Genomic DNA, 21805 nt, shown 5'->3' with positions numbered 1-21805 from the left:
ATTTACATGCAATAAGCATGTAATCTTTAACTGTTTTTTACTTAAGTGCTTGTTAAGCTTCATATAATTCTTGTTTTTCAATATCGGAAAGATTTGCAATACAAAATGAACTATTTGGCATGGTATCAACTCCTTGATTCATCTTATGTCTATTAGTATATGCAGCAATTATAAAGCTATACTTAAATGATCTCAGAAATCAATTGATATTGTGCATTGTATAATTTGGCATAAAGCCCTTCTTGATTTTGTAAAAGCTGCGCATGTGTTCCGCATTCTATAATATTGTTATGATCAACAACCATAATTTTATCACAGTCTTTAATGGTAGAGAGGCGATGGGCAATAACAAAAGAAGTACGTCCTTTTAATAGTTTCTCAATACCTTCTTGAACTAATTGCTCTGTTTGAGTATCGATATTAGAAGTGGCTTCATCTAATATTAAGATACGAGGATTCGCAAGCAACGCACGAGCAAATGAAATGAGTTGACGTTGGCCGAGTGATAGCCTAGAACCTCTTTCATTAATAACTGTTTGATAATGGTCTTCTAATTTCATAATAAAATTATGGGCGTTAACTGCTTTAGCAGCAGCAATGACTTGCTCATCTGTAGCCTCCAAACGGCCATAACGAATATTTTCCATTATACTTGTAGAGAAGAGGAAAGTGTCTTGTAACATAATGCCCATTTGACTTCTAAGAGATTCTAAGTCTACTTTTTTAATATCTTTGCCATCAATAAGAATTCTACCAACAGTTGGATCATAGAAGCGACTTAATAAAGAAATAATCGTTGTTTTACCTGCACCAGTAGGGCCTACCAAAGCAACGCGTTCACCTGGATTAACTGTAAAATTAACATCATCTAATACAAGATTCTCTTGATCATAAGCAAATGAAACATGATCAAATATAATACGACCTATAATAGTATCAAGCTGTGGCAACGGTTTACCTGTTGCTTCATCTATATTTTTAATAGCTGGTACTTCATCTAAGATACCAAAAATACGTTCAGCAGCTGAAAGATTTGTAATCAAAGTGTTATAAAAAGTGGAAAGGTTCATAATAGGACGCCAAAACATTCCTACATACATACAAAATGCAAGTAATGTCCCAATTTGTATTTCACCTGTTACAACAAGGCGATAACCTATAAAGAATACAACGACATTTCCAATACCCCAAGACAGATCAACTAATGGCCAAAAGAAATCATTAAGCTTTATGGCATGTATAAAACTTTTTGAAAGGTCTTCTACATGCCCTTCAAAGGTTTGAGCTTGCCTTGTTTCGTTTGCAAAAGATTCAATTACCTTCATACCTGAAAAGCTCTCATGACTAAAAGCATTTAAGCCTGAACGAATTTCTCTGTAAGCAAGCCATCTTTTATGTGAGTAAACCTGTATGAAAGACATAGCAAATACTAAAAATGGTAAAAGCACTAAACAGGCAATAGCCATTTTTACATTTAATAAAAACATGAACACTGCTACACAGATTAAAGTTAATAATTCTGGTATTAAAGACTGAATTGTTTGGTTAAATAAATCTTTAAGGGCATTCACATCGCCAATAACTCTTGCTAAGATTTTACCAATAGGATGATTATCAAAGAAATCAAAAGATAATGTTTGAATATGACTATAGAATTCATGACGAATAGTTATTAAAATTTCATTGGTAATTTTTGAAATAATCTCAATACGAAAATATGAAATAATCCAGCTTGTCAAATTAAGCCCCAGTAAGATTCCACCAATTACAAATAATCCTTTGAGATTATTGTTGGCAATGTAAGTATCAATAGCAATTTTTAATAAATAGGGATTAATGACACTACAAAGCATAGTAATAATCAGTAAACTAATTGCCAAAACTGTTTGTAATGTATAAGGTTTAAGATAAACCATTAAACGTCGTACTAATTTAGGAGTAGAATGAGTAGCCAATTTTAACACCTCGCTTTTCTAGCTGATTAAAATCTTCATATTGTTTACAGAAGATATTGTAATAACAGCCTTTTTGTTTAAGTAAATTGTCATGAGTACCATATTCTTTAATCATGCCGTCTTCTAAATAAATGATTAAATCAGCATTTTTAACGGCTGAAATACGATGCGCAATGATAAAAGTAGTACAGATTTCTTCTAAGGCATACAAATTGCTTAGCAAGGTATGTTCTGTTTCCATATCTAGAGCAGAAGTCGCATCATCTAATATTAAGATTGGGGCTTTTCTTAAAAACGCACGAGCAATAGCTAAACGTTGTTTTTGTCCACCAGAAAGTCCCAGACCACGTTCACCAATTTCTGTATTAAATCCATCAGGTAAGCTTTCAATAAATTCTAAGATACATGCTTTTTGACAGACTTCACGTAACTCATCTAAAGTTGCTTCAGGATGGCTGAAACGGAGATTATTAGCAATTGTATCTGAAAATAGGAAAGTGTCTTGTGGCACAATGGCCATTTGCTGACGCAGTGTATTTAAATCATAGTATTTGACATTGACATTATCAATGGTTACTTCACCTTTATCAACATCATAATAACGTCCAATAAGCTGAATTAATGAAGATTTTCCAGAACCTGTTGTGCCCATAATAGCAACTTTACTACCTTGTGGAATCGTTAAGTTGATATTTTCAAGGACTTTTTCAGCATCATATTTAAAAGAAACATTTTTAAATGCAATAGTGCCTTCAATAGATTTGTTATAGGCACTTTTTGCTGGTGACTGAATATTAGAAGGACGATCAATAATGTCGAATACCTTTTTAGCAGAAGCTTCATTACGAGATAAAATATCCATTAACCAACCTAATTGACGCATCGGCCAAATAAGGCTCCATATATAGTTACTAAAAGCTACAAGTACACCCATAGAAATATGACCTTTTGAAATAAATACCCCACCCAATATAATCATAGCTACACTAGATAAATTAGTTAGAAATTCAATAAGTGGTAAATACTTTGAGTCAATATGTGTAATTTCCATATTAATATCATAAAAGCATCTGTTGAGCTGTAAGAATTTATTGATTTCATGCTTTTCGCGAGCAAAGGCTTTTACAAGACGTATACCAGAGAGAGCTTCTTGAGCAGTTGTATTGATAATGGCTGTTTGATCGCTAAGTTTGCCATAACTGATTCCAAATAATTTATCAATCTTTACAGCAATGAAACCAATAGGAATCATAATCACAACACAAATACTAGCAAGTCGCCAATCCAAAACAAAAATGATAATTGTACTGAAAGTAAAGTAAAAGATATTTTCAACAAACATACGTAGGCCAAAACCTATTGTTTGCCATACATTCTCAAGATCTTCATTAATACGAGACATTAATTCACCTGTATTCATATGATCATAATAGCTAAATTCTAAGGTCTCAAGGTGTTTGAAAAGTTCATTTTTAAGGGTACGATGCACACTTACTGACATTAAATCATAAGTAAACTCTTTGACAAAACCAAAGATAGACTTAGAAACAGTAAGAACAAACATAGTGCCAATAACGTATTTAAATAAATACGTTTTTCCTTCTCCAATCACACGGTCAACAAGTGCCATTTGAAGTAATGGTGTGATTTGATCGATACCAATTACAAGCAGCATACAAAGCGTACCAATGATGAGTAGTTTTTTATGCTTTAAAACATAACCGAGTATTCTTAACAAGTAAATTCCCCCTTTAATACAGTGTGTTGTATTTATATAACAAAAAAATCATAGTATTTTACTATGACCTTAACGCTAGTTATTTGAAGGCATAAAAATAAATAGACAAAAAGGTCATAGCATGGCCATGACCTTTTTCATTACAAAGTAAATATAGTGAAACTATAAAAATATAAGGCCTTGGTTACTTGGCCCATCTATAGTTAGATGGATTTATGCAATTATTTAGTTGTATATTAAATTGATTATTAAAATGTAAAAACATAAATCCACCTCTTTTATTTTTTATAATTGCGTTACACACGTTATTATAATAACTCAGCTTTTATTTGTCAAACTATTTTTAAATATCTCTATTTATTTTCTTTTACAATAAATAAGGGTCGATGCTTTGTTTCTAAATAGGTTTTAGCTAAATATTGTCCCAAGATGCCAATGCAAAAAAGCTGAATACCACTAATAAAGCAAATAATACATACAAGAGAAGGCCAGCCATAAGCAGAAGCACCCCAAATAAGCTGGCGGATAATAGTAAAGATAATTGCTATAAATGAAAATGCACAAAAGAGCAATCCCATAATAGATGCAAGAGCTAAAGGTACCGTCGAAAAAGCAATAAGTCCTTCTAAAGAATAGCGTACAAGTCCCCAAAAGGACCAATGCGTTTCCCCTGCTATACGCTTTACATTTTCAAATTCAATCCATTGTGTACGAAAACCCACCCAACTAAAAAGACCTTTTGAAAAACGATTATATTCTGTAAGTTCTAAAAGTGCATCTACCATTTGTCTAGTCATTAAGCGAAAGTCACAAGCCCCATCAACGATTTCAATTTTGCAGAGTTTATGCATAATAGCATAAAAACATCTTGCCAAAAATGAACGAATAGGGGGTTCACCTATTCTTGTAACACGCCTTGCGGCTACTGAATCACAATTTGCATGGCACAATGTTTCATACATTTGAACAAGTAATTGAGGAGGATGTTGCAAATCTGCATCCATAATGACTATTAAATCGCCTGTAGCATATTTTAAACCAGCATAAATAGCAGATTCTTTGCCAAAATTTCTTGAAAATGAGATATAATGAACATAAGGATTTATATCTTGAAGCGATTTAATTGTTTCAAGTGTATAATCTTGTGAACCATCATCAATAAAAAGGATTTCAAATATTAAAAATTCAAGTTGAGACATTACTTCACAAAGTGCTTTATAAAAATGCGGAATAGAGGATTCTTCGTTATAACAAGGAATAATGACAGTTAATTTTTGCATGATCAATCACCTCCGGACAAGTTCCTTTTAGTTATATATGATGGACAATATTCAAATATGCACTAAAGTATAAAAAACAGAATAACCCTGTATTATTTTTCATACTATGATAATGGACATGTGTTATAAAAGGAGGCGAGTAATGCAAAAGAAATACAGATATCAAATGAAGTTATAGCCTATAAAGGCATTCCGTAACAAAAGCTTTCTAAACAACCAATGCATAACCTTTGTGTAAATTTCGATAATTATCAGTATGTTACCTATGCTAAAGGAAAGTATATTTCAAAACAAGTCACTTGCTTTGAAAAAAGAAAGCCATTTATGAATTAGAATTTGATGATGTTTCAGAAGTACAAATTATAGCACTACACAGTAAAGAAAAGTTAATAGGAATTATGAAAAATTTATTTAGACTACAGGTGCGATACTATACAGGCATCTCAATTTATATTTATAAAGAAACTTATTGAAATCTCAGAAAACATAAATTACTTTAAGCTCAAACGTCCGAAAGATAGATTTTGTGTACATGAAGCGATGGAAAATATCTTGACAAATATATAAAATTAATAAATTATTAAAATTGATAGATTATATAAGGATTATAGAGGGGACTATAAGCATGAAAAAAGAAAAAAAACTATTTGGCAAAGAACAACTTACATTACAATCTATAGTTATACAAAAAAAGGAAATGTACTTAACAGATTTAGACGAAGACAAAGTTATGATGGACTTAGACAGTGGGAATTATTATGCTTTAAACAGCGTGGGCGCATCTATTTGGGAAGCTATTGAAGAAGCAATATCTATAGAAGCAGTTGTTCAAAAGTTAATGGATGAATATGAAGTAGAACAAGATGTTTGTACTTCACAAGTTATTAATTACTTGCAATTACTTTATAATTCAGATTTAATCATGAGCATGAATTAGAATCAGGAGGCACGTACTTGAGTATTATAGGCGGCATTGCAGGGGTATTTAATTATAAGCAGTGTGAAGTATTATTAGAAGCAATGAATCAGTATGAACCCGATTCATTTACGATGCAACAGTTTGAGGGGATATGGTTATCTTGTGGTATGCAGCATTTTACAAGAGAATCACTTCATGAAGTGCTACCATTTATTACGGAGCAATTTATCATTACAGCTGATGCAGTTTTAGATAACCGGGAATAGCTTATTAAAATACTAAAGTTGCAATCAGATTTAACAGATAGTTAAATCATTCTAGAAGCATATAAAAAATGGCAAGAAGATTGTAGTTTATATTTACTTGATGATTATACTTTCGTATGGGATATTGCAAAGCAAACTTTATTTTGTGTCAGACATCATGTAGGAAAAAGAAGTTTATATTATGAACACTTAGAAAATCAATTGATGTTTTGCACCGTCATAGAGCCTATTTTGCAGAGTATGTCGACTATACTTTAAACGAAAAATGGTTAGCTGATTTCTTAACACTTCAAGGTGTATTCAGTGAAATTTGTATTGACGAGACTGCTTATAGTGGCATTAAGCAATTACTTTCAGGACATCACATGCGCCTTTCGTTAAAATAATTAGATAGAGCCTAATTTATAGTATCTAATAAAAATACTGTATTAACACTTCAAGTGTTAATACAGTATTTTTTTCATTCTTTTGCTCAGTTAAGTTACCTTTTTCTAACATATAAACCTTATCACAAATAGCAAGGGCTGACAGACGGTGTGTAATAATAATACAAGTCGGATGATAATCTAACTTTATAATAGATTCAAGTACTCTAACTTCTGTATCCGGATCTAAAGCGGAAGTTGCCTCATCTAATATTAAGATTGGTTTTTGGCGAAGAAATGCTCTAGCAATAGCAATTCTTTGTGCTTGACCTTCAGAGAGTCCTAATCCTTTTTCACCTATAACTGTTTCTAATTGATTTTCCAGTGTATCGACAAAATAATCAATATCTGCTAAATGAAGGACTTTTTGAATGTCTTCAAGTGTTGCATTTGGATTGCCTTTATAAAGGTTAGAGGTAATTGTCCCTGAAAAGAGTGTATTTCCTTGTGGTACATAAGAAATATAATTCCTGAAACTTGGTAACAGTTTTTGTGGCTGTTCATTATCTTCAATAAATATTTCACCATTTGTTGGTGCAATAAGAGATAGCAATAAACGAATGAGTGTTGTTTTACCTTCTCCAGAAGGCCCTATTAAACCAATAATTTCACCCGGCTCAAAAGTACAAGAGATATTGTCTAATATATTCTTTGTTTCATCATAAGCAAAACTAACTGCTTTAAGAGTAATCCTAGGAGCACCAATAAGCGTAGTAGGGGTATTATCTTCTAGATGTAATTCTTCTAAAACCATAAGACGTTCTGCAGCAGCAAAACTCGTTACAAATTGAGGATAATAATGTGCCAAGCTATTGAATGGACCTTGAACATTAGAGAAAAGCTGCATAAGGGCAGTTAAAGTACCATATGTACCTACTTGATTGAATAAATTTAAAGCACCCCAAGCAAAAATTAAGAAATACCCGATAATGCCGCCTAAATTAAAGAATGTCGTTGTCCAAGTTGAAAATTTTGTTTGTGCCATAGATAATTCAAAGGATCGGTTTTGAATTGCTTTAAGTGTATTGATATTTTCCTTTTCTACACAAAATGCTTTAGTGATAATGATATTTTGCAAGGTTTCTTGAAGGAAAGTACGATGTTTAATATTATTATCTTGAATATCCATATAAAACTTTTTAACACGCTTGCTAAAGAAGCTTGCAAATAAAATAGTCAGAGGGGATAATACAATCGCCGCTATAGCCATAATAGACGTTAAATATAATAAAGTAATAAAAGCCGTTGTTAATGAAATAAGTAAAGCGATTACTGCTGGAATAGACGCTGTTATAAGTGTTGTAACTGCATTTAAGTCGCTTGTAAACCGGGTAATAATATTGGCACTATGATAACCAATTTGTTCTTCCCATTTACTATATGTAATATGTGTATAAAGTTTTGTCCGAAGCTCATTTGCAAACTGAGTATAGCAGTATGTTGATAATAAACTACTTATAAATCGTAGCACAATTTGACAAAGTAAAATGCAAGCTAATATTCCCAACCATTTCAAAATATGTCCTCTTATTGTTGCAGCATCTATTAATGATTTGACAACTAATGCTGTCATAACGCCAATAAATGCCGTTACACTATTGATAAGAATCATAAAAATAAGCTGCGGTAATACAGGAGGAGTTTGTTTAATAAGCCATTGTACGATTTTAAGTTTTTGTTTCATAAATAACTCCTTTCTATTTTAATTGTAAGATGATACTAATTACTCATCTATATATGAATAAAAAATGGACAATATGTCTTTATTTTATTTTTTTTAACATTTTAGATATATTTATTGTTATAATTAAATATATTAATAAAAGTCTGAACAAAAACAAGGGGGTAAAAATATGCTAATTAGTATCATTGTACCTGTTTATAATGTTTCATCTTATTTAAAACAGTGTATAGATTCTATATTAAGCCAAGATTTTAAAGAATATGAGGTGCTACTTATCGATGATGGTTCAAAGGATGATAGTGGGAGAATATGTGATGCATATGCTAAAATGTATGAGCAAATCAAAAGTGATACATAGTAAAAATGAGGGTGCGGGTCCTGCACGTAATAAAGGTCTCGAGATTGCCACAGGAAAATATATTATGTTTCTCGATCCAGATGATTGGATTGAGCCACATCTATTAGCAGACATGTATAACAAAATAGAAGAAGGACAAGCTGATTTATTAATTTGGAGCTTACAAGCAAAGATTTATAATTCAAAAAACGAATTATTAAATACTAAGCCTATTATAGCACCTAAATTAAATTTAATGAATAAAAAACAATGTGAGCAAGAATTCATTAACATTGCCATGTGGGATGATTTATTGTTAGGTGTACCTTGGAATAAATTATATCGCGCGGCTGTTATTCAGAAGCATCATATTCGCTTTCCTAAATTAAGAAGACGTCAAGATATTATCTTTAATATTGACTACTACAAACATATTACTTCTCTTATGACAACTTCAAATATCTATTCAAATTATAGGATTATTCAAACAGGTTATAGCAATAAAGTCCCTCAAAACTACTATGAAATTTCATTATATGTTTACAAGTACTTTAAAGAAGCCCTAGAAAGCTGGGGAGAATATACACCAGAAGCACAAAAGGCATTAGAACAGTATTTTATAAGAGATGTTATGAATGTTATCAGTCTATGTATGAATCCTAAATGGCAATGGTCTTTAAAATGTAAGTATCAATATATTAAAGAAATTATGGATGCAGTTGATGTCAGAAACATTGCAGCACATGTAACATTACCACAGGTAGGCTCAAGATTAGGTTGTTTGCTTAGAAAGCTTAAATTAGCTTGTCTTAAGAAGCGTAACCCGTCTAGGATGCTTATGATTTGCACTGCTGAACGCTTGGTGAAAAAATCATAAGGAGAGAAGGTGATATATAGTGCATATATGCTTTATCTACCATACATTTTTTAGACATGGAGGTATTCAAAGAGTGGTTGCCCAGTTAGCCAATACATTATGTAGTGATATGGAAATAGACCTTATTTGTACTGAGCCTATTGTACTTGAAAATAATCCTTATGCCATAGATTTATCTCAGATAAATGTGTATTACTTACCTATAGAAAAGGATTATCACTCATTGGCAGTACAATGTTTAAATAGAAAATTGCTTCATGGTAAATATGGATTAATACAATCTTGTTTGGAAAAGGTTTATTATACAAAGCGTACATTACAAAGGTGGAAATCTTTTATAGATACTAAGGATTATAATCTCATCATTGGATGTTCTATGACATTTAACATCCTCTTAGGTAAGCTTAAACCCTATATACAAAGTCAGGTTTTGGGGTGGGAGCATAATGAATATGATAGTTACTTTGGTGAAGGAAGTTATGAATATTATCAAAGAGAAATTTATGGCCATTTTCTTAAATCGTTGGATGGACTAATTGTTTTAACGCATTCTGATGCACGTAAATATGAGAAAGCATTTGCCTTAAAAACAATAGTCATGCCTAACCCGCTTAGTTTTAATCCACGTCATACCTCTTTATGTATGAATAAAGAAATTATTGCAGTAGGAAGGTTGGATACAAATAAACAATTTGATGTGCTTATTAATGTGTTTGAAATGTTTCTTAAAGAACATTCAGATTGGCAGTTAAAAATCGTTGGGGAAGGTACAGAGAAAAATAACTTAGTACAGCTTATAAATGACAAAAGACTTTCTAATCAAGTAAAGTTATTAGATTATACTAATAATATAGAACCTTATTATAAAGAAGCAAGCATTTATGCCTGTACTTCTAAATTTGAAAGCTTCGGATTAACTGTACTTGAAGCTATGTCATGTGGGTTACCGGTTGTAACATTTAATTCTGCTGGCCCAAGTGATTTGGTAACAAATGGAGTTAACGGCTATGTTGTTTCAAAAGGAAATGAAACCAAGTTCACAGAATATATGTGTGATCTTGCCAATAATCCTAATAAGCGTATTCATATGGGCAAGGCCAGTATCGAAAAATCTAGTCATTATCAGTTAAACACTGTAATGACTTCATGGAAAAGGCTATTAGCAAATATTATGAAGCAAGATAAAGAAAGGTGATTAAAAAATGCGTACACGCAATGCAATTTATAATACATTCTCTGCTACAACTGTACAAATTCTAACATTTTTTATAGGTATTATTTTACCACGTATGTTATTGGTGACTTATGGTTCAGAACTAAATGGTCTAAGAGCTTCTATCAATCAGTTTATTAGTTACTTGTACATATTAGAAATGGGATTAGGCGGTGCTTTAACTTATGCACTCTATAAACCACTTCAATCAGCTAATATAGACGAAATAAATGGTGTTGTTGCAGCTGCTAGAAAATCTTATAGGCAAATAGGTTATATGTTTACGGCTTTAATTGGGGTTTTGGCTATTGTATATCCTTTAGTAATCAATAAAGGTTCTGTTGATACTCTTACCATAATTTTACTTGTACTTGTAATAGGAATCACTGGAATTATTAACTACTTTACAATAGGTGGTTATACGGTATTATTAACAGCTGCACAGCATGGCTATATTTTATCTATTATAAAATGTATTTATCTCGTATTTAATACAGTATTACTCATTGTACTTATTAAATTTAAATGTAATATTGTATTTGTTTATACCTGCTCAATTAGTAGTACAGTTCTTCATGCTTTACTCATTAGGTTATACATTAAAAAGCATTACAGTTATTTAAATTTAAAGGTACCACCACAAAAGAATGCTTTAAAGAAACGTTATGATGTGCTTATTCATCAAATTTCTGGCTTAGTTGTTTCCAATGTACCTATGGTTTTATTAACTTTATATGGTGATTTGAAAGAAGTAAGTGTTTATTCGATTTATGCCTTAATATTTAGCTCAATTACCATGATCTTAGGTGTGATTAGTACCGCGCTTACACCTGCTTTTGGAGATTTAATCGCTGAAGATAATAAATCACTTTTAAAACAAACTTATAGTCAATATGAATTTATTTATTACGTTATTATTACCATTATTTATTCTTGCACCTATATATTAGGTTTAGGTTTCGTAAAAATTTATACAGATGGTGTAACAGATGCACAATATATCAATCCAAACCTTTTGTTATTATTTAGTTTAATAGGATTTTTAACAAGCTGGAAAGTACCACAGGTAACAATGATTACAGCAGCAGGGCATTTTAAAGAAACACGTCATAGGGCTATTATTGAGGCAAGTATTACGATTATTATGAGTTGTATTTTAGGAAAGTTATTAGGTTTAGAGGGCATTATGCTTGGTTCTATTATGGGGTTATGCTATCGTGCTATTGATATGTATTATGCACGAAAGATTACAGGATTTTCTTTTAAAAATACATTTATGCGTGTAATACGTATGCTATGTATCATTACTATCATTAATGCACCATTTATTTTATGGATTAAATTAGATCCTTCAAATTGGTTTGAATGGCTGATAGTTGCACTTGGCGTAGGCATATGGTCTGTTATTGTGGCTTGTAGCATTAATACCATTTTTGAAAAGCAGACAATGCAAAGCTTTATATTAAGATTGCTAAGACTTTTAAATATTAAGATCAATCATAAACTCACAGCTTAGTCAATAGGATAATAAGAGAAATGTTTTAGCGTTAAATAAGGGGGATAAAACATTGAAAAAGTATGTTTATATTAAAATGATTATTGATATTTTATTTGCACTTATACTCATCGTACCACTTACACCTATTTTACTCATTATTGCAATTGCTATTAAATTAGAATCTAAAGGACCTGTTTTATTTAAACAAAAAAGACTAGGTAAAGATAAATCTTATTTTTATATTTTAAAGTTTCGAACAATGCGTATTGATACACCACATGATATGCCTACACATTTATTAGTAGATTCATCACTTTATATTACAAAAGTAGGAGGTTTTTTAAGGAAAAGTAGTTTAGATGAATTACCACAAATTTTTAATATTTTAAGTGGACAAATGAGTTTCATTGGACCTAGACCTGCATTATGGAATCAAGAAGACTTAATTGCTGTACGCGATGAAGTAGGTGCTAATCAAATTAAACCAGGGCTCACTGGATGGGCTCAAGTTAATGGCAGAGATGAATTAGAGATTAGTGTAAAAGCACAATATGATGGAGAATATGCAAAAAACATGAATTTGATTTTAGATTTGAAAATCATTTGGCTTACAATTAAAAATGTTATTTTAAGTAAAGGTGTTGTTGAAGGACAGCAAATAGCACAAGAGAGAAAGATTTCATAGATGGAGGCTATTTTATGAATGAATTAGTAAGTATTATTATACCAACTTATAAAAGACCTAAAGCATTTATAAAACGTGCAATAGATTCAGTATTACAACAAACGTATTCTAATGTAGAAGTCGTTTTAGTAGATGATAATGCAGGTGAAGCTTTAAAAGCACATAGGAAAATTGTAGTAGATTTATTAAAAGAGTATCCTAATGAAAATCGTATTGCCTATCTTTCTAATAGTCAAAACATAGGTGCCTCTCTTAGTAGAAATAAAGGGATTCAAAATGCAAAAGGTAGTTATATTAGCTTCTTGGATGATGATGATTTATATTTACCTGAGAAGGTTGAAGCACAATTAACTTATATGTTAGACAATCAATTAGAAATGTGTTTTTCTAATTTAAAATATCATAATGAAAAAGAAGAAGTCATTGATGTCAGAGTACATACCAAATTAAAGTCTATGGCTACAGAAGATTTATTAACTTATCATCTTACAAGACATATTACCGGAACACCTACCTTTATGTATAAAAAAGAAATCTTATTAGCGATAGGCGGTTTCCCACCCCAAGATATTGCAGAAGAGTATCATCTAATGCTTAAAACAATAGAAGGTAATTATAAAATTGGGTATTTACCAAGAATTGATATTATTGCTTATCGCCATAGTAATGGTGGTTTATCATCTAGTAGTGAAAAACTTAAAGGTGAAAATGCGCTTTATCAATTTAAAAAAACATACTTTAATAGACTTAAGTTTCGAAATCGCTTATTTATAAGATTTAGGCATAATGTAATTATGGGAATTAGTCATAAACGTAATAAGCATTTTATAAGATGCATGGTGTATTTAGTATATGCAGTTTTAATCTCACCAATAGATGCATTTTTAGAGGTTGCATCAACACTTAAGAATATTAACAAATGTAGCTAGGAGGAACAATCATGGATACACTATTTTTTAAAGAGCCAATGGTTAGTTTAAGTTTTGATGATGGAAGAAAAGATACTTTCGATATCGCTTATAAGATTATGAAAAAATATGGACTTGTTGCAACTTTCCATATTACAACTGGTTGGGTAGATAAGACTTTTATACCTAAAGAATGGTTTTCAGCTACAGAAGGGGCCATGTCTATTTCAGATATTCAAGAATGTTATAAGGCTGGTTTTGAAATTACCTCCCATGGAGATCAGCATTTACTTGCCGCTGATGATTTAAAGACAAGTTTAGAAAAACTTGAAAAATGGCAGGTCATTCAAAAAGATGTATTAGGGTTTTCATTTCCTAATTCTCAATTAGATGAAAATGACGTTAAAATCTTAAAAGAAGCAAATATCCAATATGCAAGATCCGGCAGAAGTAAGGCGTGTTACAGTTTGATTAATAAAATTCTTTATATACTTCAAAATAATTTTAAACTAATCAAACCTTTTTACGCATTTAACCGTTATAATAGTATTGTGGCATTTCCACAAGACCTTTATCATTTACCTTCAACAGTTATTAAAAGTTCAAACACAGCTGCTCAAGTTATTTATTTATTAGAAGAGAGCAAAAGCAATAATGCATGGAATATTTTAATGTTACATAGTATTTTAAAGCCTTCACAGCAAGGCTATGGTAAAGATGGTTGGTATTGGTCAGCTGATGAATTTGAAAAGCTATGCCAATGGTTAAGTAAACATAAAGATATTAAAGTTGTTACAATTGGGGAGGGTGTTAAAGCATGTTTGCAAAAGAATGGGCAAATATAACACAAACAAATGAAACGTCAATAGATATTCCAAATTATAATCAAGCTGTAAAAACAGTTGCTCCACTGATGTGGGGAGAACATTGTATGGAATGTGCGGTTCCTGAATGTTATCATTACTGTGAACTTTATGAAGCACGTGAAGATGGACGCTGTAAACTGTTTAAAAATGGTATTGCTAAAAATATAAACTATAAAGGTGTTTCAGGACCTGCTGTAGATATTACATTTAAAAAATGGGGTAAACTCGAAGCTTTTGCAAATGTCGGACAAACAGATGTAAAGTATATACAGGCTTTAGACAGCATTCTAACGTTTTTTGCAAAACTGGGTAGAAATATTGAAGAATGTTTACCAACTTCAGCTAGAAAATGGCGTTTAACCAATATGTTTTATAAAGTAAGAGAAGGAATTGTTTTAGTTGCCGGTAAACGTGTTAAAAAACCAGAAGCCCTCTTAGTAGGTATTATCAATCGAAATAAACCTTTTAAACTCATGCTTGAGGTAAAAACTTTATTAGAGTCTAAATTTAGAACATCTATTATGCTTGAAAAAGGCTATAATCAATATGTTATTCCTTATGATCAGCTTAATATTAGCTATGATAAAAGACATTATATTTACATTTATCCAGAAGTTAAAGAGCACGAAACAGCTATTACAATTACGGCATTAGATTTGGTTACTTTTAAGCAGCCATTAGAAAATATCATACCGATTCAAACAGATACACCACCTGCTGAAAAAGTTAAATGTGTCGTATGGGATTTAGATGAAACAATGTGGTCAGGTATTTTAATAGAAAGTAAACCAGAAGAAATCAAACTTAAGGAAGAAACATTAGCTTGTATTAAAGCTTTAGATGAACGTGGCATCTTAAATGCTATTTGCAGTAAAAATGATTATGATACAGCTTATGAAATGGTAAAATCTTTAGGCATTGAAGAGTATTTTGTGAATGCCAAAATCAATTGGAATCCTAAAAGTATCAATATCCAAAATATCGCTACAGAATTAAATATTGGAATAGATACATTTGCTTTCGTAGATGATTCTCCATTTGAAAGGAAAGAAGTTTCTCATACTTTACCTATGGTAAGATGCTTTGATATCATAGAAGTGCCAGTGTTATTAGAAAATCCTGAATTTGATGTACCAATTACAGAGGCAAGTAAAGAACGTAGGCATACTTATCAAATGCTTGCAAAACGTAAACAGCTTCAAGATGAGTGGACAGGAAATATTGATGATTTCTTAAGAAGTTGTCAAATGAGTTTAACACTTGGTACACCTTTTGAGCATGAAGTGATGCGCTGCTTTGAATTGTTACAACGTACAAATCAGCTTAACATTTCAGGTAGAAGATTAGCACTTGAGCAGGTAGAAACACTCATACAAGATAAAGACACAGATACTTTTGTAATGAAATGTAAAGATAACTTTGGCGAATATGGCATTGTAGGCTTTGCTGTAATTGATTGCAAAGAGACAAACCCAATCGTCACAGACCTTGTTATTTCCTGTAGAGTAGCCAATAAAAAAGTAGAACATAGTTTATTGCTTTGGCTTGCAGAAAAATATAAAGCATTAGGGGCAGAAGCCTTAAAAATCAATTATAAGCCTTCTAAGAAAAATGGACCTTTGTCTCGAGTATTCCAAGATTTATCTTTTAATATAGCTGATAAATCAGAAGAGTATATTATTTATACTTTAGATCTTACTAAAAATATTCAAAGACTAGATATTGTCCAAGTTATTGAACGCTTGGACGAAGCAGAGGAAATTATAGCCAAATAGGAGGAACTATGAATATAGAATTTTTAGTAGCAACTATGCGTCAAACAGATTGCAGCTTTTTAAATCGAATGAATATAAAATCTAATGCTGTTGTTATTAATCAGTGTGATAGGAATGACCAAGAAATAATAGATGACCAAGGTAAACAAATCAAATTTCTTTCTTACAAAGAAATTGGCTTAAGCCGCAGTCGTAACAGGGCATTAGATGCAGCTACAGGTGATATCTGTGTTATTGCAGATGATGATGTAATCTATAATGAAGTTTGTAATGAACAAATTTTAAAGGCTTATGAAATATATCCTGATGCAGACCTTATAGCTTTTCAAATTATACGTACTGGCAATACACGCTTAAAAACATTCCGCACACAGCCTCATGTAGAAAATTGGCTTTCATGCATGAAAATATCTTCTGTAGAGATTACTTTTAAAAGGAAATCGATTATCGAAAAGGATATTCGTTTTAATACCCTTTTTGGTGCAGGTGCTTATTTTAACAATGGTGAAGAAAATATTTTTCTATATGACTGTTTACGCAAAAAGTTGAAAATAGTGTATATGCCAATTGCTATTGGCAGTGTATCATGTGAAGAATCTAGCTGGTTTAAAGGCTATGATCCACATTATTTCGAAAGCATGGGGGCTGGTTATTACGGATTATCACGCTATCTAGGTTGGGCATTTATTTTACAACATGTTGCAAGGCACTATAAGCTTTATAAAAATGATATGTCCTTTTTTGAAGTTCTAGGCCATATGTATAGAGGTATGGGGCATTGTGCAAAAATTCAACGTATTTGTGAAGGGCGTATTAAAACCTTAGTAGTAGGTGATTTTAAAAATGATAATGGCCCAGCTATTGTCAATAAGCAGCTTATGTCAGTTAGACATGCTAAGACTTATTATAGTCAAGCTCAAACAAAGGTTGGTAGAATACTTGAATTATTTATTAAAAGTTTACCTGCTAAAGTAATAGGTTTTTCAGGACTTTCAAAGATTAATTGCATCGGGATTAAATGGGCAAAAGTATTACATAAACCAACTTTTTATATTATGCATGGATATGAACTTAGGGAAGCAGAGATTAATAAAGTAACACCTAATAAGCAGTTAGTGGCTTCTGAAACATACGTTTTAGAACATATTGATAAGATTATTTGTGTATCTAAACGCTTTAGAGACTATATGGCAACTGTTTTTCCGCAATATAAAGATAAATTAGAGTATATTAATAATGGCGTAGAATGGATGCATTTAGAGCAAATAACTCATGTGTATAATCGTGAGCAGTACGAAATCATTAGTGTAGGTGGCGGTATACGCCGCAAAAACAATTTAGCTATCTGTAAGGCTATTGCACAAATAAAGGATCAATTAGATAAGCCTGTTCGTTTTACTATTATAGGTAATGCAGGCATTGATAAAGAAGCTATCTTAAAATATGATTTTGTAGACTATATTGATTATCTTGAACATAAAGAAGTTATAGAGAAGTTTAAAACAAGTTCACTTTACATTCAAAATAGTTATTTTGAGACCTTTGGATTATGTGTTGTAGAGGCATTAAGCATGGGCTGTGACTTATTAATTTCACAAAATGTAGGGGCTTTATCTATTTTAAATCAAATAGAATTAACAGATGTGATTAATGATCCTGAGAATATTGATGAAATAGGTGAAAAGATTGTTTATAACCTTACCCATTCTAATCATGAAAGATTATTAGATGCTATTGAAATAGATAAAACCACATGGGATGCTACCAATCAAAGACTTAATGAGATTATCGGAGAATTAAACTATAAAGGATTGAAGGCATATGACTATTATTAAAAGCAAATGGGTGCTCATTCTTTGTATGTTACCTTTTATGGGCATGTCGATACTTAAAATCACCTTTTATACAGGTTTAGCATGGAAGGCTGTACCTGCTGTATTTGGTCTGGCACTCTTGATTATACAGCTTAAGGAAGATTATATTTATCACAAAAATTCATTTCCATTAGCTAAACGAAATTATTTGATATTAGCGTTTTTGTATTCTACCAATATGCTATTTTCAGGTTTATATAATGATAATTTAACAGTAGGCATTTTATATACCTATACTTTTTATACGTGGGTGCCTCTTTATATTGACTCTTGTACAAATAAATTTAAGGATTTTCTAATTGTAATGGATATTTTGTCCATAGCTGTTATTGTATTAAGTTTCTTCTATGCAGTGGTTTCACCGGATATTGCTTATACAAACTTTGCAGATGAATTATGTTTTGTTGGGGTATTAGGTAATAAAAATTCAGCACAGCTCACACTCATTCCTGTAATTATTTATTTACTATTTTCCATTTACTTTTTTAAAGGAAAGTATAAGTATTTTTTTGGAATAATGATTGCATTAGCTGTTATCTTTTTATATCTGTCTAAAAGTGGTACAGCCAGTATCGTTACCTGTGTTTTATTAGCGTATTTAGTATTTTATAGAATGATAAAAGTATCTTTTAAAGGGTTAGCATGGACATACATAGTGGTCTATTTATTTGTTGTTGTATTTAGATTGCAAGAAGTATTATTTTATGATTTAATCGTAAATGGACTTAATAAAGATATTACATTAAGTAATCGTACATTGATATGGGACCATGTACTTAAGGCCATGAAGCATTCTTTGCTTATAGGTTATGGGCCTAGAAATAATATCATTTGGACGGCATTCCCTACAGTTGTAGAAACACATAATGGCTTATTAGAAATATTCTTAGCTGGTGGTAGCATCAGTTTAATTATCTTTTTATCTATGCTTACTGTTGTTGGAAAAGAACTTGATAAATATAAGGAAAACCAAATGGCGGGTATCATTCTATTTTCACTTTTTATCTATTCAATTATTGGTCTCACAGAATGTACATTTGGTTATGTTAAAATGCTGTTTTGGAGTTTAATGATTATTGGATTAAATATAGGGAAAATAATAAAACAATCGGAGGAGGCTACAAAATGATTACAGTATTTACACCTACCTATAATCGTGCTTATATTTTAAATAGGTGTTATCAAAGTCTTGTAAATCAAACTACTCATAATTTTAAATGGTTAATTGTAGATGATGGCTCATCTGATCATACTGAGGATTTAGTCAAACAATGGCTAGCTGAAGGGAAAGTTGATATTACATATATTAAGCAAACAAATGCTGGTAAACCAGCAGCACATAATACAGGTGTGCTAAATTGTACAACAGAACTTTTCATTTGCCTAGATTCAGATGATTTTTTTAGAGCAGATGCCATTGAAACAATTTACAAAGAATGGGAAGCTGTAAAAACAAAAGATTATATTGTGGGACTTGCAATGCTTAAAGCCTACAGTGATGGCAAACTTACAGGAACTTATTTACCTGAAGAGGTTAATGAAACATCTATCTATGATTTATATGAAAAATATCATTTTAAAGGAGAGTTAACCTTAATTTTTCGTACTAAAATCATACAAGAATATCTATTCCCTATTTTCGAAGGGAGAAGTTTATTGGTGAATCTGTTGTCTATGACTTATTAAGTTTAAAATATAAAGTGAAACTGGTAAATAGTGCAATTTACCTATGTGAATATATGGAAGATGGTTATTCTAAAAATGCCATTAGTTTATATAAAAGCAATCCTAAAGGTTATGTATATTACTTAAATCAAAGAGTACGTATTACACAAAATACAAAGCAATATCATCTTAGCGTAAGTCAATATATATCAGGATGCTGGCGAATAGGGTATTCTAATTGGTTTAAAGATTTTACGGATAAAAAGGTGTTATTAGTAGTTTTACCGATGGCATTGAAAAATCATTTAAAATTTAAACTTAAGAATATTTTGTTACGGTATAAATTACTAGATATATGAGAAAATGAATGCAGGGAGTGCTAATTATGGAAAATATTGAAATATCATTATTTGATATTGTTTTTAGGATTTTAAAGCGTTGGTATATTATTTTGGCGTGTGGTATATTAACGGGAGGTTTAACGTATAGTTTTGTTAGCAAAAATATACATCCGACATATACAGGTGTATCAACACTTTATGCTGTTAGTAATGATGATATAGAGCTATTAACTAAGGGAATTAGTAATATTACACAAGCTAAAGAAATTGTAACCACCTATACTCAAATGATGACAACTGATCGTGTCCTTAATAAAGTGATTGAAACTGGTAAACTAGATTATACAGCAAGTCAATTACGTGGCATGATAGCTACTTATACAACGAAGGGGAGTCCATTTATTACATTAACAGTTACTTCTGGTAGTGAAGAAGATACGCTGAATATTATTAATACCATGGTAGAAATTGTTCCACAAGAGATTTATGATGTTTTACGTGTAGGTTATGTTGAGGCGATTGATACACCTACAGCACCATTAACACCTTATATGGCAAGTCCATGGAAAAAAGTATTAATAGGTGGTGGTGCTGGTGCGATTATCCCACTTGTTATCATCCTTATTTATGCCCTATTCGATACCAAAATTAGGAATATTAATAATTTGGTTAATATCTATGAATTGACAGTACTAGGTACAATTCCTACTATTCAAAATGGCAAAGTCGCAAAGGGGAAATAGAATGAAAAATAATGTTAAACCTGAGAAACTTAAAAATAAGTTATTAAATGACAAAACGCAGTTTGAAACTGTAGAAGCTTATAAAGATTGTCGTACTACAATTAAAGCAAGTCTTGATGATGAAGTATGTAAAAAGATTATGATTACAAGTCCTTCATTGCAAGAAGGGAAATCCATTACTTGTGCCAATTTAGCCATTAGTTTTGCTGAAACAGGTGAAAAGGTGCTCATTATAGACTGTAACTTAAGAACACCGACACAACAATTTATGTTTGAATCTGAGGTAGGTAGTACTTTGACACAATATTTAAACAGTGAAAACGAAGAAGATGTAAGTACCATTATTGGGCATACTGCTTATACAAGTTTAGATATTATACAAGCCGGTGAAAAACCTGAGAATCCTTCTGAATTATTAAGTTCAAAAAGAATGAATGATTTACTAGAAAACTTAAGTCAACAATATACATATATATTCTTTGATACACCACCCATTAACGTTGTAACAGATGCTGCAATATTAGCTTCAGCTGTCCCAAATGTTGTACTAGTTGTAAGAAAGGGACGTACAACACATAAGAATATACGTCAGGCACTTGAAAAACTTAAACTCATTAATGCTAAAATGGTCGGCTTCATTTTAAATGATGTCAATAAAAAGGAATTAAATAAAAACAAAATATAAAATTAATAAGATCAGCATGAAAATAGACTGCACATTAATTTAAAACTATTAATGTGCAGTCTATTTTTATT

General features: G+C 31.2%; 22 protein-coding genes. 18 read left to right on the top strand and 4 right to left on the bottom strand.

Annotated elements, in window-relative coordinates:
* Nucleotides 1-182: 182 nt before the first annotated feature.
* From JCM14822_RS13945 to JCM14822_RS13935, 3 genes are all read right to left on the bottom strand, one after another.
* Nucleotides 183-1964 (bottom strand): ABC transporter ATP-binding protein, encoded by a 1782-nt coding sequence (locus tag JCM14822_RS13945; protein WP_334291653.1) that lies wholly within the window; start codon nucleotides 1962-1964, stop codon nucleotides 183-185.
* Nucleotides 1933-3693, bottom strand: a complete 1761-nt coding sequence (locus JCM14822_RS13940; protein ID WP_054742974.1) for an ABC transporter ATP-binding protein — start codon at nucleotides 3691-3693, stop codon at nucleotides 1933-1935. Before JCM14822_RS13940 ends, JCM14822_RS13945 begins: the two co-directional genes overlap by 32 nt.
* Before the next feature lie 353 nt (nucleotides 3694-4046).
* The gene (locus JCM14822_RS13935; protein ID WP_054742973.1) at nucleotides 4047-4973 is read right to left on the bottom strand and encodes a glycosyltransferase family 2 protein; all 927 of its coding nucleotides are present in this window, start codon (nucleotides 4971-4973) and stop codon (nucleotides 4047-4049) included.
* Nucleotides 4974-5598: 625 nt separating this feature from the next.
* Between JCM14822_RS13935 and JCM14822_RS13930 the strand changes: the two genes are divergently transcribed.
* The 4 genes from JCM14822_RS13930 to JCM14822_RS20445 are packed head-to-tail and all read left to right on the top strand — an operon-like array spanning nucleotide 5599 to nucleotide 6544.
* Complete coding sequence (locus JCM14822_RS13930; protein WP_054742972.1) at nucleotides 5599-5910, top strand: lasso peptide biosynthesis PqqD family chaperone; 312 nt, start codon at nucleotides 5599-5601, stop codon at nucleotides 5908-5910.
* A gap of 17 nt (nucleotides 5911-5927) precedes the next feature.
* Nucleotides 5928-6158 (top strand): hypothetical protein, encoded by a 231-nt coding sequence (locus tag JCM14822_RS13925; RefSeq protein WP_054742971.1) that lies wholly within the window; start codon nucleotides 5928-5930, stop codon nucleotides 6156-6158.
* Between the two features lie 45 nt (nucleotides 6159-6203).
* On the top strand, nucleotides 6204-6416 hold the full coding sequence (locus JCM14822_RS25125; protein ID WP_157047780.1) for a class II glutamine amidotransferase domain-containing protein: 213 nt from the start codon (nucleotides 6204-6206) through the stop codon (nucleotides 6414-6416).
* Nucleotides 6368-6544, top strand: coding sequence for a hypothetical protein (locus tag JCM14822_RS20445; RefSeq protein WP_157047775.1), 177 nt, complete (start codon nucleotides 6368-6370; stop codon nucleotides 6542-6544). Before JCM14822_RS25125 ends, JCM14822_RS20445 begins: the two co-directional genes overlap by 49 nt.
* 25 nt (nucleotides 6545-6569) lie before the next feature.
* Here the strand turns inward: JCM14822_RS20445 and JCM14822_RS13920 are convergent, their stop codons facing one another.
* Nucleotides 6570-8267 (bottom strand): ABC transporter ATP-binding protein, encoded by a 1698-nt coding sequence (locus tag JCM14822_RS13920; RefSeq protein ID WP_054742970.1) that lies wholly within the window; start codon nucleotides 8265-8267, stop codon nucleotides 6570-6572.
* A 169-nt stretch (nucleotides 8268-8436) separates the two neighbouring features.
* Here JCM14822_RS13920 and JCM14822_RS22690 point away from each other — a divergent pair, with 169 nt between their 5' ends.
* The 14 genes from JCM14822_RS22690 (at nucleotide 8437) to JCM14822_RS13855 (ending at nucleotide 21734) form a co-directional block, all read left to right on the top strand.
* Nucleotides 8437-8625, top strand: coding sequence for a glycosyltransferase family 2 protein (locus JCM14822_RS22690; RefSeq protein WP_083461468.1), 189 nt, complete (start codon nucleotides 8437-8439; stop codon nucleotides 8623-8625).
* Nucleotides 8582-9481 (top strand): glycosyltransferase family 2 protein, encoded by a 900-nt coding sequence (locus tag JCM14822_RS19465; RefSeq protein WP_172674829.1) that lies wholly within the window; start codon nucleotides 8582-8584, stop codon nucleotides 9479-9481. Before JCM14822_RS22690 ends, JCM14822_RS19465 begins: the two co-directional genes overlap by 44 nt.
* 73 nt (nucleotides 9482-9554) lie before the next feature.
* Nucleotides 9555-10676 carry a glycosyltransferase gene (locus JCM14822_RS13910; RefSeq protein ID WP_054742969.1) on the top strand — a complete coding sequence of 374 codons (1122 nt, stop codon included), beginning with the start codon at nucleotides 9555-9557 and terminating at the stop codon, nucleotides 10674-10676.
* A 7-nt stretch (nucleotides 10677-10683) separates the two neighbouring features.
* Nucleotides 10684-12210 carry a lipopolysaccharide biosynthesis protein gene (locus JCM14822_RS13905; RefSeq protein WP_054742968.1) on the top strand — a complete coding sequence of 509 codons (1527 nt, stop codon included), beginning with the start codon at nucleotides 10684-10686 and terminating at the stop codon, nucleotides 12208-12210.
* A 52-nt stretch (nucleotides 12211-12262) separates the two neighbouring features.
* Nucleotides 12263-12877 (top strand): sugar transferase, encoded by a 615-nt coding sequence (locus tag JCM14822_RS13900; RefSeq protein ID WP_278287228.1) that lies wholly within the window; start codon nucleotides 12263-12265, stop codon nucleotides 12875-12877.
* A 14-nt stretch (nucleotides 12878-12891) separates the two neighbouring features.
* Entirely contained in the window at nucleotides 12892-13806 is a 915-nt protein-coding gene (locus JCM14822_RS13895) for a glycosyltransferase family 2 protein (RefSeq protein WP_054742967.1), read from the top strand.
* Nucleotides 13807-13817: 11 nt separating this feature from the next.
* Nucleotides 13818-14630, top strand: a complete 813-nt coding sequence (locus tag JCM14822_RS13890) for a polysaccharide deacetylase family protein (protein ID WP_054742966.1) — start codon at nucleotides 13818-13820, stop codon at nucleotides 14628-14630.
* Entirely contained in the window at nucleotides 14603-16426 is a 1824-nt protein-coding gene (locus tag JCM14822_RS13885; protein WP_054742965.1) for an HAD-IIIC family phosphatase, read from the top strand. Before JCM14822_RS13890 ends, JCM14822_RS13885 begins: the two co-directional genes overlap by 28 nt.
* An 8-nt stretch (nucleotides 16427-16434) precedes the next feature.
* Nucleotides 16435-18261, top strand: coding sequence for a glycosyltransferase (locus tag JCM14822_RS13880; protein ID WP_054742964.1), 1827 nt, complete (start codon nucleotides 16435-16437; stop codon nucleotides 18259-18261).
* On the top strand, nucleotides 18248-19429 hold the full coding sequence (locus JCM14822_RS13875) for an O-antigen ligase family protein (protein ID WP_054742963.1): 1182 nt from the start codon (nucleotides 18248-18250) through the stop codon (nucleotides 19427-19429). Before JCM14822_RS13880 ends, JCM14822_RS13875 begins: the two co-directional genes overlap by 14 nt.
* Nucleotides 19426-19986, top strand: a complete 561-nt coding sequence (locus JCM14822_RS13870) for a glycosyltransferase family A protein (protein ID WP_054742962.1) — start codon at nucleotides 19426-19428, stop codon at nucleotides 19984-19986. Before JCM14822_RS13875 ends, JCM14822_RS13870 begins: the two co-directional genes overlap by 4 nt.
* Before the next feature lie 53 nt (nucleotides 19987-20039).
* Nucleotides 20040-20324 carry a hypothetical protein gene (locus tag JCM14822_RS13865; RefSeq protein ID WP_054742961.1) on the top strand — a complete coding sequence of 95 codons (285 nt, stop codon included), beginning with the start codon at nucleotides 20040-20042 and terminating at the stop codon, nucleotides 20322-20324.
* A 26-nt stretch (nucleotides 20325-20350) separates the two neighbouring features.
* Nucleotides 20351-21049 carry a YveK family protein gene (locus tag JCM14822_RS13860; protein ID WP_054742960.1) on the top strand — a complete coding sequence of 233 codons (699 nt, stop codon included), beginning with the start codon at nucleotides 20351-20353 and terminating at the stop codon, nucleotides 21047-21049.
* A 1-nt stretch (nucleotide 21050) separates the two neighbouring features.
* Entirely contained in the window at nucleotides 21051-21734 is a 684-nt protein-coding gene (locus JCM14822_RS13855) for a CpsD/CapB family tyrosine-protein kinase (protein WP_054742959.1), read from the top strand.
* Nucleotides 21735-21805: the final 71 nt, after the last annotated feature.

This window comes from Cellulosilyticum ruminicola JCM 14822 (assembly GCF_001311925.1).
GTDB classification, from domain to species: domain Bacteria; phylum Bacillota; class Clostridia; order Lachnospirales; family Cellulosilyticaceae; genus Cellulosilyticum; species Cellulosilyticum ruminicola.
Note: the sequence above shows the minus strand (reverse complement) of the source record. Positions and strands in the feature narration are given on the sequence as shown.